We start from the raw sequence: 16,387 nt of genomic DNA, 5'->3' as shown, positions 1-16,387 counted from the left end.
TAGTAAAACGTATCGCGGAATTCGGGCCGGATAACCGGGGAATACCCGAAAGTAACGGCTTTTTAGGCGCTAATCTGCGAAAACGCCGTTACTAAAAATACTAAACAAAACGAGAAAAAGGCAAGGTGGGCGTGCGGATGTCCGGCGATGGCCGCGGAGCGTGGGAGAAAGCGGCGGCAGCCGGTGCGTGCGCCGCAGGCCAGCATGAGGGCTCGGCGCGCCGCGGCCTGCGCGTGCGACGGCGGCAAGCCGTTGCGCCACGGCCCGAGCTTGCACCGGACGGGGACGGGCATCGGGCCGGTCGCCTGGTGCGCGGGCGTTTTGCGTGCGCACCCAATGGCCATCCTTCGTTCAGCCCGTCGCCATCGCCGTTGCCACGGCCGGCGGTTCGCCGCGATGGCGCAGTGCGGCGCGGCCGGCATCGAGGTCGACGACCGCGAGCCCGTCCGGCTGCTGCTTCGCCCGCCGCTTCGCGAGCGCCGCGACCGACGCGATTTCGTCGCTGCCGTAACGTTTCGCGCCGTGCGCGCCGGCCGGCACGCCGACCGCGCCGATCGCCATCGTCACGAAGCCGAAGAACGCCGGGTTGCCGTGGCGATCCTCGCCGTGCAGCCCGCCCGCCTGCCGGTCGGCCTGCGTGTAGAAGAGTTGCGCGCCGTCGTTGAAGCGCGCGATCGCGTCGGCGGCGCGCTCGCGCCAGTCGTCGCGCTGGAACAGCACGAGGAAATCGTCGCCGCCGACGTGGCCGAGAAAGTCGCGCTGCGGATCGCACACGCCGGCCAGCACCGTCGCGGCGAACTTCAGCACTTCGTCGCCCTGCCAGTAGCCGTACTGGTCGTTGAACGGCTTGAACTGGTTCAGATCGACGTAGCACGCATGAAAGCCGGCGTCGCGCTTGAGCAGGCGGTCGATGTGCGCGCTGATCGGGATATTGCCGGGCAGGAACGTCAGCGGATTCGCGTAGCGCGCGGCCTCGATGCGCATCTCGGTCACCGCGCGCACGAGGCTCTCGCCGGTGCCGAGCCCGACGTAGCGGCCGTGTTCGGTGATCACGAAGCCGTCCGCGAGATAGCGCTGGTCGTGGCTCGCGAGCAGCATCGCGAGTTGCTCGAACGTGGTCGCGTTGTCGATCATCAGCGGCGCATCGTTGGCGAACTGCAGGCACGGCTTCTTCCCGAACACCTCGCGGTGATAGGGCAGCGCGAAACGGTCGATGAAGCCGCGGCGGTTCACGAGCGCGACGGGCCGCCCGCGCTCGACGAGCGCCACCGCGTGCAGGTCGGGCATCCGGTTGAACAGCTCGAGCACGTCGTTGCTGGTCGCGTCGCGCGGCAGCGCCGGGGCGGGCACGAGCATCTTCCCGGCGATCGTGCCGGCCGGCCGCACCGCGCGCGTCACGCCGGGAAACACCGCGATGTGCGGCGCGCGGATCGCGTCGCGCGCGGCCGGCGCGACTACTCGCGACGGCTGCGCGTTCGGCCGGCCGAGCAGGAAGCCCTGCACGCAGCAGATGCCCATGTCGCGCACGACGATCAGGTCGCATTCGTTCTCGATGCCTTCCGCGATCAGCTTAGCGCCGCTCGCGTGCGCGAAGTGCTGCATCGCCTTCACGGCCTCGAACTTGAGCGGATCGCGCGAGATGTCGTGGATGAAGAAGCGGTCGATCTTCACGACGTCCGGGTGCAGGCGCAGCCACAGGTTCATGCTCGCGTTCGCGGTGCCGTAGTCGTCGAGCGCGAACTGGACGCCGGCGTCGCGCAGCGACGCGACCGCCGGCCCGATGTGCGCGACGTCGGTGGTCGCGTTCTGCTCGGTGAGCTCGATCACGATGCGCTCGGCGCCGATCCGCGCGCGGCCGAGGAACTGGCGTGCGCGCTCGCGTTCGCTGGCGAGCGTGAGGATCGTGCCCGCGCTGAAATTGAGGAACAGCTTGCCGTCGCAGTCGAGCGCCGCGAACGCGTCGAGGCAGGTGAGCGCGGCGGCCCGTTCGAGCGCGATGGTTTCGCCTTCGCGCGCGGCCTGCGCGAACAGTGCGGCGGGCGGCTCGAGGTCGGTGCCGCTTGGCCCGCGGATCAGCCCTTCGTAACCGACGACCGTCCCCGAGCCGAGATCGACGATCGGCTGGAAAACGGCGGCGAGCGCGCGATCCGCGATCAGACGCGTGGTGCGGGCGACAGCGGGATCGGAGTGGAGCGCGGGCATGGGCGAGGGTAGCCGAATCGACGGGACGCCCAGCTTAACGGCACCGCTCGCGGAGAATTGAATGAAGATTTCGTGACGCGATGGGCGTTGCTGGTGCATCGCGCTGGACGGGGCTGGGGGTGGAAGGGGCGGTGGATGGGAAGCGGGAAGCGGCAGGCGCCAGGCGGCAGGCGAGAGGCGAGAGGCGAGAGGCGAGAGGCGAGAGGCGAGAGGCGAGAGGCGAGAGGCGAGAGGCGGAAAGCCGCCGGCAGCGGCCATCGCGCCCCCCGGACGCATCAGCGCTTGCTCGTGCTCAGCGCGCCGGACGCGGCCGTCGTGCCGCCCTCGTGCTCGCCGCTCGTGTCGCGTGCGCCCCAGCGCTGCGCGAGCGCCGCGCACGCCATCAACTGGATCTGGTGGAACAGCATCAGCGGCAGCACGATCGCGCCGACCGCGTTCGCCGAGAAGATCACCTTCGCCATCGGCACGCCGGCCGCGAGGCTCTTCTTCGATCCGCAGAAAATGATCGTGATCTGGTCGGCCCGGTTGAAGCCGAGCCGCTTGCTGACGAACGCGGTCAGCAGCAGCGCGATCGCGAGCAGCACGAGGTTGACGACGAGCAGCCCGCCGAGCGCGCGCGGCGGAATCTGGCGCCACAGCCCCTCGTTGACGGCCTCGCTGAACGCGACGTAGACGACCAGCAGGATCGAGCCCTGATCGACGAAGCGCAGCACGCCGCGATTGCGGTCGATCCAGCCGCCGATCACGGGCCGCAGCAACTGCCCGGCGATGAACGGCACGAGCAGCTGCATCACGATGCTGCCGACGGTGCTCCACGGCGACGCGGCCGCGGCCGACTGCGACGTGATCATCAGCCCGACGAGTGCCGGCGTGACGAAGATCCCGAGCAGGCTCGACGCCGATGCCGCGCACACGGCGGCCGGCACGTTGCCCTTCGCGATCGACGTGAACGCGATCGACGACTGGACCGTCGACGGCAGCGTGCACAGGAACAGCACGCCCGCATACAGCGTCGGCGTGACGAGCGGTTGCAGCACGGGTTTCAGCGCGAGGCCGAGCAGCGGGAACAGCGCGAACGTGCTGAGCAGCACGACCGCGTGCAGCCGCCAGTGCGTCGCGCCCGCGACGACGGCTTCGCGCGACAGTTTCGCGCCGTGCAGGAAAAACAGCAGGCCGACGGCGACGTTGGTCGCCCAGTTGAACGCATGGGCGGCCGGGCCGCGGCAGGGCAGCAGGCTCGCGAGCACGACGGTGCCCACGAGCACGAGCGTGAAGTTGTCGGGAAGAAAACGGGGACGGGCCATCGGGAACTCGAATCGGAAGCGGCGAAAGCGCGCGTCGCGCGCGCGAATGACGCCATTGTCCCGGTTGGCGATTCACTACACAAATTCATTGTGTGAATCGATTGATGAATCGATCGCATGAAGCGGCGGCCGGCGCGCCTGCCCGGCCAGGCCGGAAACCGCAGAAGAATGTTCTGTCGCGATCGCGCGCCGAAGCGAAAAAACCTAGCAGTAACATGGTGTTACACCGATGCCGGCGACATAACACTTTTTGGCTCGACACACTTTCGCCCCGCTCATAAATTACTGCTGAAAGCCTTGGGTCGGCCGAAAGGAGCCGACGGCGGGCGTGGATGGGCACGGAACGATGACGGAACGGCTGAAACGGAAGATCGGACGATGGGCGGCAGGCGTGCTCGGCGCGCTGCTGATGCCGCTCGCGCTGGCCCAGCCGCCCCACGGCGGTCACGGGTTCGGCGGCCAAGGCTTCGGCGGCGGCGACATGCGCGCGTACGGTCAGCCGGCAGGCGGCTCCGTCGGCGGCCCGGTCTGGCGCCGCGTTCCTCCGCCTGCCGGCGTGCATCCCGGCGGCGTGAACGGCTCCGGCTCCCGCTGGGGGCTGCGCCCGACGCCGTCGTACGGCCATTACGCCGCGCAAAGCCCATATCGGCCGATCAGCGCCGAAGTCCGCCAGATGCCGCGCCCGCCGGGCGGCGGCAACGTCCCGCTGCGGGCCGGCTCGATCCGCGCCGACGTCGCCCGCTACAACGAGGAGCGCGGCGGCCGCCCGATGCCGCCGCCCCGCTCGCAGGAAGAGTCCGCGCACTCGCCTTCTTTCTCCCCGTTCTACCGAAACTGAGCGCCCCGGCGCTCGTCCCCTTGCCGGCTGATGCGAATTCGCCACAGTCGCGCGCAGATTTCCGCTGATTTTCCCGCCGCATTGCGCTATCTTTCGCGCCCGGCACGCGCATGCCACGCCGCCGCTCGCCCGTGCGACCGCGTTCGCGCCGGGCCGCCGCCGTGCATCCGGCCATGGATACATTCCGCGAAGTTAATGCTGGCGCTATACCAGCAATAAGTGTGCGCAATTTTGGCCGGACGAATGATCCGTAAAGATGGCTGCGCCCCATACGACGCAAGCACTCGGCTCCAAACAACAACGCTCGCGCCACTTATCGACTATTCGACAAAACCTGGAGATCCCATGAAAGCATTCGCCCGCCGTGCGTCGCGCACGTCCGTCAAGCTGATCGCCGCAGCCGCCTGCGTGGCGGCCGCCGCACCCGTCCACGCGCAGTCGAGCGTCTCGCTCTACGGTCAGGTCGACGAATGGGTCGGCGCCACCAAGTTCCCGGGCGGCGATCGCGCATGGAACGTGTCGGGGGGCGGGATGTCGACGTCGTACTGGGGCCTGCACGGCGCCGAGGATCTGGGCAGCGGCTACAAGGCGATCTTCACGCTGGAGAGCTTCTTCCGTGCGCAGAACGGCCAGTACGGCCGCTTCCAGGGCGACACGTTCTTCGCGCGCAACGCGTACGTCGGCATCAGCTCGCCGTACGGCACGGTGACGGCAGGCCGCCTGACGACGCACCTGTTCCTGTCGACGATCCTGTTCAACCCGTTCTACGACTCGTACACCTTCTCGCCGATGGTGTACCACGTGTTCCTCGGCCTCGGCACGTTCCCGACCTATCCGAGCGACCAGGGCGCGGTCGGCGATTCGGGCTGGAACAACGCGCTGTCGTACACGTCGCCTTCGTTCGGTGGCCTGAATTTCGGCGCGATGTACGCACTCGGCAACCAGGCCGGCGACAACCGTTCGAAGAAGTGGAGCGCGCAGTTCAACTACGCGAACGGCCCGTTCGCGGCGACCGCCGTGTATCAGTACGTGAACTTCAACAACGGCCCGCAGGATCTGAGCGCGCTCGTGACCGGCATGAAGAGCCAGGGTATCGCGCTGGTCGGCGCGACCTACGACCTGAAGCTCGTGAAGCTGTTCGGCCAGTACATGTATACGAAGAACGACCAGGTTGCGGGCAGCTGGCACGTGAACACCGCGCAGGGCGGCGTGTCGGTGCCGATCGGCGTGGGCAACGCGATGGCGTCGTATGCGTACTCGCGCGACGCGGGCGGCCTCGACCAGACGCGCCAGACCTGGGCCGTCGGCTACGACTATCCGCTGTCCAAGCGCACCGACGTCTACGCGGCCTACATGAACGACCACATCAGCGGCCTGTCGACCGGCAACACGTTCGGCGCAGGCATCCGCGCGAAGTTCTGACGCGCCCGCGCGATCGGTGCGGCGGCCGCGCGCGTCGATCGCGCGTGCCCGCTGCATGGTTTCCCGCCCGAAACGGCGCCGCCACCCGCGGCGCCGTTTTGCCTTTCTTGACCTTTCTGTTTCCTCGCCTTTGTTACCCTATCCCGTAATTGGTTGATTCCCCCGGGATTGCGAGCTAGTTCGATGGATACCCTCGTCAGCATGAATGTGTTTCGCTACGTCGTCGAAGTGGGCAGCTTCGTCGGCGCGGCGGAGCGCATGCAGATGTCGGCGGCGATGGCGAGCAAGCACGTGATGCACCTCGAGCAGCAGCTCGGCGCGCGGCTGCTGCATCGCACGACACGACGCGTCGCGCCGACCGAGGCGGGACGCGAATACTACGAGCGCCTCGTGCAGGCGCTGTCCGAACTCGACGAAGCCGGCCAGGCCGTCGGCGCCGCGAGCGTGGTGCCGCAGGGCAGGCTGCGCGTGACGTCGTTGTCCGCGTTCGGGCTGCGGCACGTGATGCAGGCCGTCACCGATTACGCGGGCCGCTTCCCGGACGTGACCGTCGACATGACGCTGTCCGATCGCGTGGTCGACCTGATCGAGGAAGGCTACGACGTCGCGGTGCGCGCGGCGCCGAACGGATTGAAATCGTCGTCGCTGGTCGCGCGGCAGATCGCGACCGCGCACATCCTGCTGGTCGCGTCGCCCGAGTATCTCGACAAGCGCGGCACGCCCCAGACGATCGCCGATCTCGCGCACCACAATTACCTGCGGCGCGATTCGAATTCGACGATGCTCGATTCGCTGGTGATCGACGCGGCCGCCGCGTCGCGCGTGAGCCTGAACGGCAACCTGATCGTGAACCATCTCGAAGGGCTGCGCGCAGCCGTGCTCGCCGGTGCGGGCATCGCGCTGCTCGGCACCGAAGTGGTCGGCGACGACATCGAATCGGGCCGGCTCGTGCCGTTGCTGCTCGATTCGGTGTCGCCGCACGAGGCGCCGATCTATGCGGTGTACGCGAGCCGTCGTCACGTATCCGCGAAGGTGCGCTCGTTCGTCGATTTCCTGGCCGCGCGTTTCGAAGGGCAGTCGCTGTGCCCGTCGATCGAATCGCACCTGCGCGTGCTGCCGATCACTCGGATGAAGCGCGCGGTCTGAGCCGTGCCGTCCGCCGCGGCGGGGCAATAAAAGAGCGCGAACCGTTGCGGTTCGCGCTTTTTTTTGGGGTTCGACGCGCTCGCGCCGCTGGCGGCCGCGACGGCCGCCGCCTCCGTCAGCGCGGGATGCCGAGCCGCGCCTTCGCGTCGTCGTACTCGCGCTTGAGCCGCTCCACGAGCGCGCCCACGCTCGGCAGGTCGTCCATCAGGCCGACGCCCTGGCCGGCGCCCCAGATGTCCTTCCACGCCTTCGTCTTGTCGCTGCCGAAATTCATCTTGGTCTTGTCGGATTCCGGCAGCGCGTCCGGATCGAGGCCGGCCTTCGCGATGCTCTCGCGGATGTAGTTGCCGTGCACGCCCGTGAAGAGGTTCGTGTAGATGATGTCCGACGATTTCGCGTTCAGGATCGCGTGCTTGTAGTCGTCGATCGCATGCGCTTCCTGCGTCGCAATGAAACGCGTGCCCATGTACGCGAAGTCGGCGCCCATCGCCTGCGCGGCGAGAATCGAGCCGCCGTTCGCGATCGAGCCGGACAGCACGATCGGGCCGTCGAAGATCTTGCGGACTTCGCCGACCAGCGCGAACGGCGACGTCGTGCCCGCGTGGCCGCCCGCGCCGGCCGCGACGAGGATCAGCCCGTCGACGCCGGCTTCGAGCGCCTTCTGCGCGTGGCGCAGGTTGATCACGTCGTGCAGCACGATGCCGCCGTAGCCGTGCACCGCGTCGACGATTTCGCGCGCCGGCGCGCGCAGGCTCGTGATGAAGATCGGCACCTTGTGCTCGACGCACACGCGCACGTCGTGCTCGAGCCGCGCGTTCGACTGGTGGACGATCTGGTTGACCGCGATCGGGCCGATCACCGCATCGGGATTTTTTGCCCGATGGTCGGCGAGTTCCGACTGGATCTGCGTGAGCCACTCGTCGAGCAGTTCGGCCGGGCGCGCGTTGAGCGCGGGGAACGAACCGACGATGCCCGCCTTGCATTGCGCGAGCACGAGTTCGGGGTAGCTGACGATGAACATCGGCGACGCGATGACGGGCAGCGTCAGGTTCTGCAGGACGGTGGGCAATGCCATGTGATGTCTCCAGTCTCCGGGGGCGTTGCGGTCGAACGATCGATTCGAGTGTAGCGCCGCGATCGGTTGTTCATATTAATACGAACGGTCGTGCGATTCTACGCGAGCTTAACAAATTCCGCGGTGTGCCGGCAATCGAGTGAGTGTTCTCTTTCTACGGTTTCGGGCGGTTACGCCGCTCTGAAGACGCACCGGCGCTTCTAAAATAGCCGCCATAACAAACCAACGAGAAACAAACCATGTCGTTTGAGGCGTTTGCACCGTTTCGCGTGACGGTGCAGGACACCGACATTTTCGGTGTCAAAGGAGGCGCGGGTCCGCCGCTGCTGTTGCTGCACGGACATCCGCAGACTCACATGATCTGGCATCGCGTTGCCGCGACGCTCGCGAATCACTTCACGGTGATCGCCACCGACCTGCGCGGCTACGGCGCATCGGGCCGGCCGCCGAGCGACGCGCAGCACACGCCGTATTCGAAACGGGCGATGGCGGCCGACCAGGTCGCCGTGATGCGGCATTTCGGTTTCGAGCATTTCCACGTGTGCGCGCACGATCGCGGCGCGCGGGTCGCGCACCGGCTCGCGCTCGATCACGCGGATGCCGTCGAGCGGATGATGCTGCTCGACATCGCGCCGACGCTCGCGATGTACGAGAAAACCGATCGCGCGTTCGCGACCGCGTATTTCCACTGGTTCTTCCTGATCCAACCCGAGCCGCTGCCCGAGACGCTGGTCGGCGCGCATACCGATGCGTACATCGAGCGCGTGATGGGCAACCGGTCGGCCGGGCTCGCGCCGTTCGCGCCTGAGGCGCTCGACGCGTACCGGGCGGCGCTCGCGCAGCCCGGCGCCGTGCACGCGATGTGCGAGGACTACCGCGCGTCGGCGACGATCGATCTCGAGCGCGACCGTGCGGATCTCGAACGCGGCAACAAGGTCGCGTGCCCACTGCGCGTGCTGTGGGGCGAGCACGGCGTCGTCGGCCGCTGCTTCGATCCGCTCGACGAGTGGCGGCGCGTCGCGCGCGACGTCAGCGGCCGCGCGCTCGACTGCGGGCACTACATTCCGGAAGAGGCGCCCGTCGCGCTGATCGACGAACTGCTCGCGTTCTTCGACGCGCGCGAGCCGGCCGTGTGACCGCGGGTGCGGGCGGCGCGTGCCGCCCGCGGTTCGGTGATGCGCGCCGTGTGCGGCCAGGCGACGTGGGCCGCCCGCGGCTCAGCGGTGCGCGTGGTCGTCTTCGACGAGCGGCGGCAGGCGCCGCGGCACGGGCGTCGATTTCACGATCGCGGTGCTCGTCTCCGCGCGCTCCGTCACCTTCGACAGGATGTCGTCGAGGTGCTCGATCGTCCGCAGGTAGAGCCGGCAGATGAAGCAGTCGTCGCCGGTGACCTTGTCGCATTCGACGAATTCGGGAATCCGCCGCAGCAACTCCTCGACCAGGTGCAACTGGCCCGGCAGCGGCTTCACGCGGACGATCGCCTGCAGCGTATAGCCGAGCGCGCGCGGGTCGAGCTCGACGGTGAACGCGGCAATCACGCCTTGCGCCTCGAGCCGCCGCACGCGGTCGGCGGTCGCGGGCGCCGACAGCCCGATCTGCCGCGCGAGTTCGCTGGTCGCGAGGCGTGCGTCGTCGGCCAGCGCGGCGAGGATCGCGCGGTCGGTCGCGTCGAGCGACGCGACGGCGGGTGGGGAAAGGCGTTTCGGCATGATCGCTTTGCTTTCGAAGGTGAATCGGCTGATTCACTTCAGTTTAGCCGTGGTTCCGGCGAAAGCAAGTTTCTAGAATCGAAGTCATCCACTCTCTTCAACGGAGTTCATGATGGCCTCGAATGAAATGCGCCGCGGCGCCGCCGAGATGATCGTCGCGATGCTGATGTCCGGCACGATCGGCTGGCTCGTGATGTCGTCGCGGCAGCCGCTGACCAATGTCGTGTTCTTCCGCTGCCTGTTCGGCGCGGCGACGCTCGCGATCGTCTGCGCGGCGTTCGGCTTCCTGCGCCGCTCGCTGTTCTCGCCGCGGATGCTCGCGCTCGCGACGCTCGGCAGCGTCGCGATCGTCGCGAACTGGCTGCTGTTGTTCGCCGCCTATTCGCGCGCGTCGATCTCGATGGCAACCGCCGTCTACAACACCCATCCGTTCATGCTCGTCGCGCTCGGCGCGATCGTGTTCCGCGAGCGGATCACCGCGTCGACGGTTGCATGGCTCGCGCTCGCGTTCGCCGGGCTCGTGTTCGTGGTGCGCGTCGAGCCGGCGGTGCTCGCGGTGCCCGGCGAATATCTGGAAGGCGTCGCGCTGTCGCTCGGTGCGGCGTTCCTGTATGCGATCTCGTCGATCGTCACGAAGCACCTGAAAGGCACGCCGCCGCATCTGCTCGCGTTGCTGCAGGCCGGCCTCGGCATCCTGCTGCTCGCGCCGTTCGCGCACTTTGGCACGCTGCCGGCGACGGCCGGACAATGGCTCGACCTGATCGTGCTCGGCGTCGTCAACACGGGGCTGATGTACGTGCTGCTGTACGGCGCGATCCAGAAGCTGCCGACCGCGATGACGGGCGCGCTGTCGTTCGTCTATCCGGTCGTCGCGATCGTCGTCGATCGCGTCGCGTTCGGGCAGACGCTCGCATGGACGCAGGTGTTCGGCGCGTTGCTGATCCTGCTCGCGGCGGCCGGCGTGAACCTCGGCTGGCGCATCGTGCCCGCGCGTCGCGCGGCGATCGGCAACTGAAACGGTCGTACGATTCGGCGCGGCGGCGCGCTCGCGCCTCACCCGGTCGAACGCGCGTGTCGGGAACGCGGATTGCGCGCGAAACGGCATCACGCGGGCGTCGCGCGCAGCCGTGAAAGCGCTGTAAGAAGTTGTAGGGAAACACCCGATGCGATGCGGCCGCGTCGCTCGTATGATGCGGGCTGTGACGTTGATCACGTTCACAGGATTCCGATCTCGATGCCGTTCGCCCCTGAGGCTGAACGGCTTTTTTTTTATGTTTCGCTTCCCGCGATCAGGCGCCGACGCGCGTCCAGCCGCGCGAGCAGCGCGCGCCTCGCATCGTCGTCCGACGTACGCCATCCCTTGATCTCGCCGCGCGTGCGCAGGCAGCCCGCGCACCAGTCGGTGCGCGGATCGATCCGGCAGACGTCGGTGCACGGCGACGCGACCGTGGCGACCGGCATCGTCACGTCGCTCATGCGGGCTCCCGCAACGCGACGTCCGCGATCGGCGCGCCCGTCAGCGACACGAGTTCGTGCGGCGACAGGTTGAACACCGCATGCGGATGGCCGGCGGCGGCCCACAGGCTGTCGAGCGCGAGTAGGTCGGCGTCGATCAGCGTGACGGGTTCGACCAGATGGCCGATCGGGCAGACGCCGCCGATCGCATAGCCGGTGTGGTCGCGCACGAACTTCGCGTCCGCCCGGCCGACCGGCCCCACCTGCGCGGCGACCTTCTTTTCGTCCACGCGATTGACGCCGCTCGCGACGACCAGCACGGGCGCGCCGTCGGCCTGCCGGCGAAACAGGATCGACTTCGCGATCTGCGCGACCGAGCAGCCGAGCCCGGCCGCGGCCTCGGCCGACGTCTTGCCGGTTTCGGCCAGCATCACGATGCCTTTCTCGTGGCCGCGCTCGCGCAGCAGCAGCGCGACGCGTCGCGCGGAATCGGGGAGAGAATCGAATGAAGCGGGTGTCGTCATGTTGAGGATCCGTGGAAGACCGCGATCAGACGCAGTTCGCGGCGTCGGCCGCGCTCTGCGCCTTGGCCAGCAGTGCGCGACCGGCGCGCGACACGTTTGCGCGGCCGATCGCGTTCGAGATGAAATCGCCGGCGGCGACGACCTGCGCGAGATCGATGCCGGTATCGATGCCGAGGCCCTGCATCAGGTACAGCACGTCCTCGGTCGCGACGTTGCCGGTCGCGCCCTTCGCGTACGGGCAGCCGCCGAGGCCCGCGACCGACGCGTGAAAGATCTCGATCCCTTCGAACAGCGCCGCGTAGATGTTCGCGAGCGCCTGGCCGTAGGTGTCGTGGAAGTGGCCCGACAGGCGCTCGCGCGGGAACACGCGCGTGACGGCCGCGAGCACTTCGCGCGTGCGCTTCGGCGTGCCGACGCCGATCGTGTCGGCGATGTCGATCTCGTCGCAGCCGAGCGCCGCGAAGCGCTCGACGACGTCGACGACCGACGCGACCGGCACCTCGCCCTGGTACGGGCAGCCGAGCGTGCACGACACGCTGCCGCGCAGGCGCAGGCCCGCGTCCTTCGCGGCCTTCGCGACGGGCTCGAAGCGCGCGATGCTCTCGGCGATGCTGCAGTTGATGTTCCGCTGCGAGAACGCCTCGCTCGCCGCGCCGAAGATCACGACTTCGTCCGCGCGTGCGGCGAGCGCATGCTCGAAGCCCTTCAGATTCGGCGTGAGCACCGAGTACACGGTGCCCGCGCGGCGCTCGATGCCGGCCATCACGTCTGCGCCGTCGGCCATCTGCGGCACCCATTTCGGCGACACGAACGACGCGGCCTCGACGTTGCGGAAGCCGGCGCGCGACAGCCGATCGACGAGCGCGATCTTCACGTCGGTCGGCACGAAGGTCTTCTCGTTCTGCAGCCCGTCGCGCGGGCCGACTTCGACGATCTTGACGGCGGTGGGGAACGTCATGGTTGTCTCCTGGTTTCTTTGTAGGGCGGAATTCAGTAGCCGCGCGCGTAGTCGACGATGCCGCTGACGGGCGCGCCGCGCTCGAACGCGCGGATCTTGCCGGCGATCTGTTCGACGGCTTCCGCGCGCAGCGTCTCGGCCGAGCTGTGCGGCGTGATCGTGATGCGCGGCGCGTGCCAGAACGGATGGTCGTCCGGCAGCGGTTCGTGCTGGAACACGTCGAGCGTGGCTGCGGCGACCTGGCCGCTCGCGAGCGCGTCGAGCAGGTCGGCTTCGACGAGATGCGCGCCGCGCGCGACGTTGACGACGTACGCGCCGGGCGCGAGCCGCGCGAACGCGCGCGCCGACAGGATGCCGTCGGTGTCCTGCGTGCTCGGCAACAGGTTGACGAGCACCTTCGCGCCGTCGATGCACGCATCGAACGCGCCGTCGCCGGCGAAGGTCGCGATGCCGTCGAGCTGCTTCGCACTGCGGCTGTAGCCGCGCACCGGCAGGCCGAGCGCCGCGAGCGCGCGAGCGACCTCGGCGCCGAGCACGCCGAGGCCGAGGACCGCGACGGTGAAGCTCGCGCGCGCATGCGGTTCGAGCGGCTGCCAGCGGCGTTCGCGCTGTTGCATGTCGTATTCGTCGAAACGGCGCAGGTAGCGCAGCACCGCGTGCGTCACGTATTCGACCATCTGCTGCGCCATGCCGGAATCTTCGAGTCGCACCAACGGCACGTGCGCGGGCAGCGTACCCGGATGGGCGCGCTCGAGCGCGAGCAGCGCATCGACGCCCGCGCCGAGGTTGAAGATCGCGCGCAGGCCGTCGCGCGGCGCGAAGAACTCGCGCGGCGCGCGCCACACGAGCGCGTAGTCGGCGGCGGCCGTATCGCCCGGCTGCCATGCGCGCAGTTCGGCTTCCGGCAGCGCACGCGCGATCTCGTCGCGCCATGCGCCGGCATCCTGATGCGGCGAATGGAACAGGATCTTCATTGCGTGAGGGCGCGCGCGCCGGAAAGGCGCGTCACGGGAATGGCGAGCGAAGCCGGGCGCGGCGCGCCGGCGGACGTAGCGGACATCGGGCGTCTCCTGACGGCGGCCGGCGCGTCACGCGCCGGGCCGGTTCCGTGTGAAGCTGACGGGAAGCCCACATTCTACGGTTTCGCGGCACGTTGCGCCGCCGCCGGGCCGTCGCCGGGCCGCCGCCGGTCACCGCCCCGCGCAAAAGCAAAGCACAAAATATTGGTTCGGCCGCCGCGTACCCGACGCCACAATCGAACCTCGTCTTCAAGCAAGCGAGGGCAATCATGCGCGCATGCAGCAAATCGGCGTGGCCGCCGCGGCTCGTCACCGTTCCGGGCCTGCACGGCAGTGAAGGCGCTCACTGGCAGACCTGGCTCGAACGGCAGTTTCCGCGCTCGCTGCGCGTCGAGCAGGACGACTGGGACGCGCCCGATCTCGCGCGCTGGGCGCAATCGGTGCGCGCGCTGCTCGATCGCGAGCGCGGCCCGTTCGTGCTCGCCGCGCACAGCTTCGGCTGCCTCGCGGCCGCGCATGCGCTCGCGCAGTGGCCGCATGTGGGCGATGTCGCGGGCGTGTTGTTCGTCGCGCCGGCCAGCCCGAGGAAATTCACGTTTGCCGGGCCGTTCGACGCGCGCCGGCTCGCGGTGCCGTCGATCGTGATCGGCAGCGAGACCGATCCGTGGATGCCGCTCGCCGATGCGCGCACGCTCGCGCAGCGCCTGGGCAGCGCGTTCGTGAACCTCGGCGATGCCGGGCACATCAACACGGCGGCCGGCTTCGGGCCGTGGCCGCGCGCGAAATACTTCATCGACACGCTGGTTCATTGCGCGGCGCCGCTGCGCTTTCGCGACGCGGACGACGGCTTCGAGGTCGCGCTCGTCGAGCGCGCGCTCGCGCACGCGGTCTGACGGGCGGGCTGCGCGGCGCATGCCGGGCCGTTGCGCTTGCGATGCGCAGGCGGCCCTGACGGCGGCCGGGTCCGAATCGCTCGGCCGGCCGTGCCCGACGTGGCTCGCGAAGCGGCGCGACACCGTACCGTTCGCGTCGCCGCCGACCGTCACGTCATGCCGGTGGTGGCGCGACGCACGCGCCCACCGCTCTCCCCGAGCGGTACCGACTCATATCACGCGGCGGCGGGATCAGCCCGGCGACGACGCGGCGGCGCTCGACGCGGCCGCGTTCGTGGCGGGCTTCGCGTCGTCGTCGTCATCGGGCGGGTAGTGCACGACGGGCGGTGCGAGCGGCGCGGCATCGGATACGGCGGCGTTCGCGGTCGTGTCGCTGTTGAACGCGCTGGCGGCGCTGCCCGATGCGCCGGCCTGCGGCGCGGTGTCGGTCGCGTTGGCGTTGGCGTCGTGCGGTGCGTCGTCGCTGCACGCGGCGACGAAAACGGCGGCACACAGAACGACGGCGACGGAAACGCGACGCATGACTTCTCTCCTGGCAGGCTGATCGGGAAACGTTTTCGAGTATGCCGCCGCGATGCGACGTTTCGGTGAATCGTTCGCGATCGGGGCGCGATCGCGACATGGTGTCGTCAGGCTGACCGAATGCCTTCGCGGCGATCCGCCGGCACGCGTGGCGGAATTTTCCAGCAGCGGCGGATGCTGCGCGCATTTACACGGCGCGCGTCGCCGCGACCCGGCCACGGTGACGCGGGCGCCGTGCGCGGTACCGCACATGCGCCTGGCAACTTGTGACCGATGGGTGGCCGATCACGCCCAAAAACCGGGCGTTATTGCCGCTTCGTCAGCGAATGGCCAGCCGCGCGCCAGCGTGGCGTCAGGGAGGTGGGGTCACTCGCGCCACGGCCTGACTATCGCGCGTGTGCGTCGCGGACCGGCGCCGGCACCGCGCATGGGCGCGGCTCTCCGCGGGTTCGCGGCACCGGAATTGCTCTTTGCCGCTGCGCATGCCGCCCGCGCTGCCATCCGGGCACGGGCGGCACATCTGCGTCCCTCAACCATGGAGCGAGCAGAAGCCATGTCCAGCGATCGACCCGATTTTCCGCCCGCCGAACCGGCGCGCGACGCCGCCCCGTCGCCGCTCGGGCCCGGCCATTCGACGGCGCCGCCGTTGCCGCACGATACGCCGTCCAGCGCCGCGCGGCGGCGCTTCCTGCAATCCGCGGCAGCGGCGGCGACCGTCGGCGCCGCCTCGCACGTTCATCCGCAGCCGCCGCACGCGGCATCCGCACCGGCCGCGCCCCGCCGCGATACGGTGCCGGCGCGGCCCGTGCATCTCGACATCAACGGGCGGGCGTACACGCTGCAGCTCGAGCCGCGCGTCACGCTGCTCGACGCACTGCGCGAATACGCCAGGCTCACGGGCACGAAAAAAGGCTGCGATCGCGGGCAGTGCGGCGCGTGCACGGTGCTCGTCGACGGGCGGCGCATCAACGCATGCCTGACGCTCGCGGTGATGCACGAAGGCGAGCGGATCACGACCGTCGAAGGGCTGGCGCGCGGCGGCGTGCTGAGCCCGGTGCAGCGCGCGTTCGTCGAATACGATGCGTTCCAGTGCGGCTACTGCACGTCCGGCCAGCTCTGCTCGGCGACCGCGCTGCTCGACGAGTTCGCGGCGGGCGCCGGGAGTGCCGCCACCGACGACGTGCGGCGCGGTCCCGCGCAACTGTCGGACGACGAGATCCGCGAGCGCATGAGCGGCAACCTGTGCCGCTGCGGCGCGTACCCGAACATCGTCGCCGCCGTGCGCGCCGCGCATGCGGCGCACGGCTAGCCGACGGAGGG

The 16,387-nt window shown here is 69.0% G+C and carries 16 protein-coding genes; 7 read left to right on the top strand and 9 right to left on the bottom strand.

Annotation, left to right across the window (positions count from 1 at the left end; genetic code table 11):
• Nucleotides 1–351: 351 nt before the first annotated feature.
• Nucleotides 352–2,202 (bottom strand): phosphodiesterase, encoded by a 1,851-nt coding sequence (locus HWX09_RS32075; RefSeq protein WP_027785618.1) that lies wholly within the window; start codon nt 2,200–2,202, stop codon nt 352–354.
• Nucleotides 2,203–2,477: 275 nt separating this feature from the next.
• Nucleotides 2,478–3,506 carry a bile acid:sodium symporter family protein gene (locus tag HWX09_RS32070; protein ID WP_027785617.1) on the bottom strand — a complete coding sequence of 343 codons (1,029 nt, stop codon included), beginning with the start codon at nt 3,504–3,506 and terminating at the stop codon, nt 2,478–2,480.
• Nucleotides 3,507–3,852: 346 nt separating this feature from the next.
• On the opposite strand from HWX09_RS32070, the gene HWX09_RS32065 reads away from it, so the two are divergent.
• The 3 genes from HWX09_RS32065 to HWX09_RS32055 all read left to right on the top strand — a co-directional run bounded on the left by HWX09_RS32065 (nt 3,853) and on the right by HWX09_RS32055 (nt 6,912).
• Nucleotides 3,853–4,344, top strand: coding sequence for a hypothetical protein (locus tag HWX09_RS32065; RefSeq protein ID WP_027785616.1), 492 nt, complete (start codon nt 3,853–3,855; stop codon nt 4,342–4,344).
• A gap of 345 nt (nt 4,345–4,689) precedes the next feature.
• On the top strand, nt 4,690–5,766 hold the full coding sequence (locus tag HWX09_RS32060) for a porin (RefSeq protein WP_027785615.1): 1,077 nt from the start codon (nt 4,690–4,692) through the stop codon (nt 5,764–5,766).
• Nucleotides 5,767–5,949: 183 nt separating this feature from the next.
• On the top strand, nt 5,950–6,912 hold the full coding sequence (locus HWX09_RS32055) for a LysR family transcriptional regulator (RefSeq protein WP_027785614.1): 963 nt from the start codon (nt 5,950–5,952) through the stop codon (nt 6,910–6,912).
• 115 nt (nt 6,913–7,027) lie between these two features.
• Here HWX09_RS32055 and HWX09_RS32050 read toward each other — a convergent pair whose 3' ends face one another.
• Nucleotides 7,028–7,987 carry a nitronate monooxygenase family protein gene (locus tag HWX09_RS32050; RefSeq protein ID WP_027785613.1) on the bottom strand — a complete coding sequence of 320 codons (960 nt, stop codon included), beginning with the start codon at nt 7,985–7,987 and terminating at the stop codon, nt 7,028–7,030.
• A gap of 239 nt (nt 7,988–8,226) precedes the next feature.
• Here HWX09_RS32050 and HWX09_RS32045 point away from each other — a divergent pair, with 239 nt between their 5' ends.
• The gene (locus tag HWX09_RS32045) at nt 8,227–9,123 is read left to right on the top strand and encodes an alpha/beta hydrolase (protein WP_027785612.1); all 897 of its coding nucleotides are present in this window, start codon (nt 8,227–8,229) and stop codon (nt 9,121–9,123) included.
• 81 nt (nt 9,124–9,204) lie between these two features.
• Here HWX09_RS32045 and HWX09_RS32040 read toward each other — a convergent pair whose 3' ends face one another.
• Nucleotides 9,205–9,696, bottom strand: coding sequence for an Lrp/AsnC family transcriptional regulator (locus HWX09_RS32040; protein WP_027785611.1), 492 nt, complete (start codon nt 9,694–9,696; stop codon nt 9,205–9,207).
• Between the two features lie 112 nt (nt 9,697–9,808).
• On the opposite strand from HWX09_RS32040, the gene HWX09_RS32035 reads away from it, so the two are divergent.
• Complete coding sequence (locus HWX09_RS32035) at nt 9,809–10,711, top strand: DMT family transporter (RefSeq protein WP_027785610.1); 903 nt, start codon at nt 9,809–9,811, stop codon at nt 10,709–10,711.
• 254 nt (nt 10,712–10,965) lie between these two features.
• On the opposite strand, the gene HWX09_RS32030 is transcribed toward HWX09_RS32035, so the two are convergent.
• From HWX09_RS32030 to HWX09_RS32015, 4 genes are read right to left on the bottom strand one after another with little or no spacing between them, the layout of a single operon-like run.
• Nucleotides 10,966–11,172 carry a DUF1289 domain-containing protein gene (locus HWX09_RS32030; protein ID WP_006488644.1) on the bottom strand — a complete coding sequence of 69 codons (207 nt, stop codon included), beginning with the start codon at nt 11,170–11,172 and terminating at the stop codon, nt 10,966–10,968.
• The gene (locus HWX09_RS32025; protein ID WP_027785609.1) at nt 11,169–11,675 is read right to left on the bottom strand and encodes a YbaK/EbsC family protein; all 507 of its coding nucleotides are present in this window, start codon (nt 11,673–11,675) and stop codon (nt 11,169–11,171) included. The genes HWX09_RS32030 and HWX09_RS32025 overlap by 4 nt, the downstream gene beginning before the upstream one ends.
• Before the next feature lie 25 nt (nt 11,676–11,700).
• Nucleotides 11,701–12,633, bottom strand: coding sequence for a hydroxymethylglutaryl-CoA lyase (locus HWX09_RS32020; RefSeq protein WP_027785608.1), 933 nt, complete (start codon nt 12,631–12,633; stop codon nt 11,701–11,703).
• A gap of 32 nt (nt 12,634–12,665) precedes the next feature.
• A complete protein-coding gene (locus tag HWX09_RS32015) occupies nt 12,666–13,607 on the bottom strand; it encodes a glyoxylate/hydroxypyruvate reductase A (protein WP_027785607.1) in 942 nt (313 codons plus the stop codon).
• Nucleotides 13,608–13,921: 314 nt separating this feature from the next.
• On the opposite strand from HWX09_RS32015, the gene HWX09_RS32010 reads away from it, so the two are divergent.
• Entirely contained in the window at nt 13,922–14,545 is a 624-nt protein-coding gene (locus HWX09_RS32010) for an alpha/beta hydrolase (protein WP_027785606.1), read from the top strand.
• 231 nt (nt 14,546–14,776) lie between these two features.
• Here the strand turns inward: HWX09_RS32010 and HWX09_RS32005 are convergent, their stop codons facing one another.
• Nucleotides 14,777–15,067: a hypothetical protein gene (locus HWX09_RS32005; protein ID WP_027785605.1), complete on the bottom strand. Its 291-nt coding sequence runs from the start codon at nt 15,065–15,067 to the stop codon at nt 14,777–14,779.
• A 553-nt stretch (nt 15,068–15,620) separates the two neighbouring features.
• Between HWX09_RS32005 and HWX09_RS32000 the strand changes: the two genes are divergently transcribed.
• Nucleotides 15,621–16,376 carry a 2Fe-2S iron-sulfur cluster-binding protein gene (locus HWX09_RS32000; RefSeq protein WP_027785604.1) on the top strand — a complete coding sequence of 252 codons (756 nt, stop codon included), beginning with the start codon at nt 15,621–15,623 and terminating at the stop codon, nt 16,374–16,376.
• Nucleotides 16,377–16,387: the final 11 nt, after the last annotated feature.

The sequence above is a fragment of the Burkholderia sp. BCC1208 genome (genome assembly GCF_902833095.1).
Lineage (GTDB): Bacteria > Pseudomonadota > Gammaproteobacteria > Burkholderiales > Burkholderiaceae > Burkholderia.
Note: the sequence above shows the minus strand (reverse complement) of the source record. Positions and strands in the feature narration are given on the sequence as shown.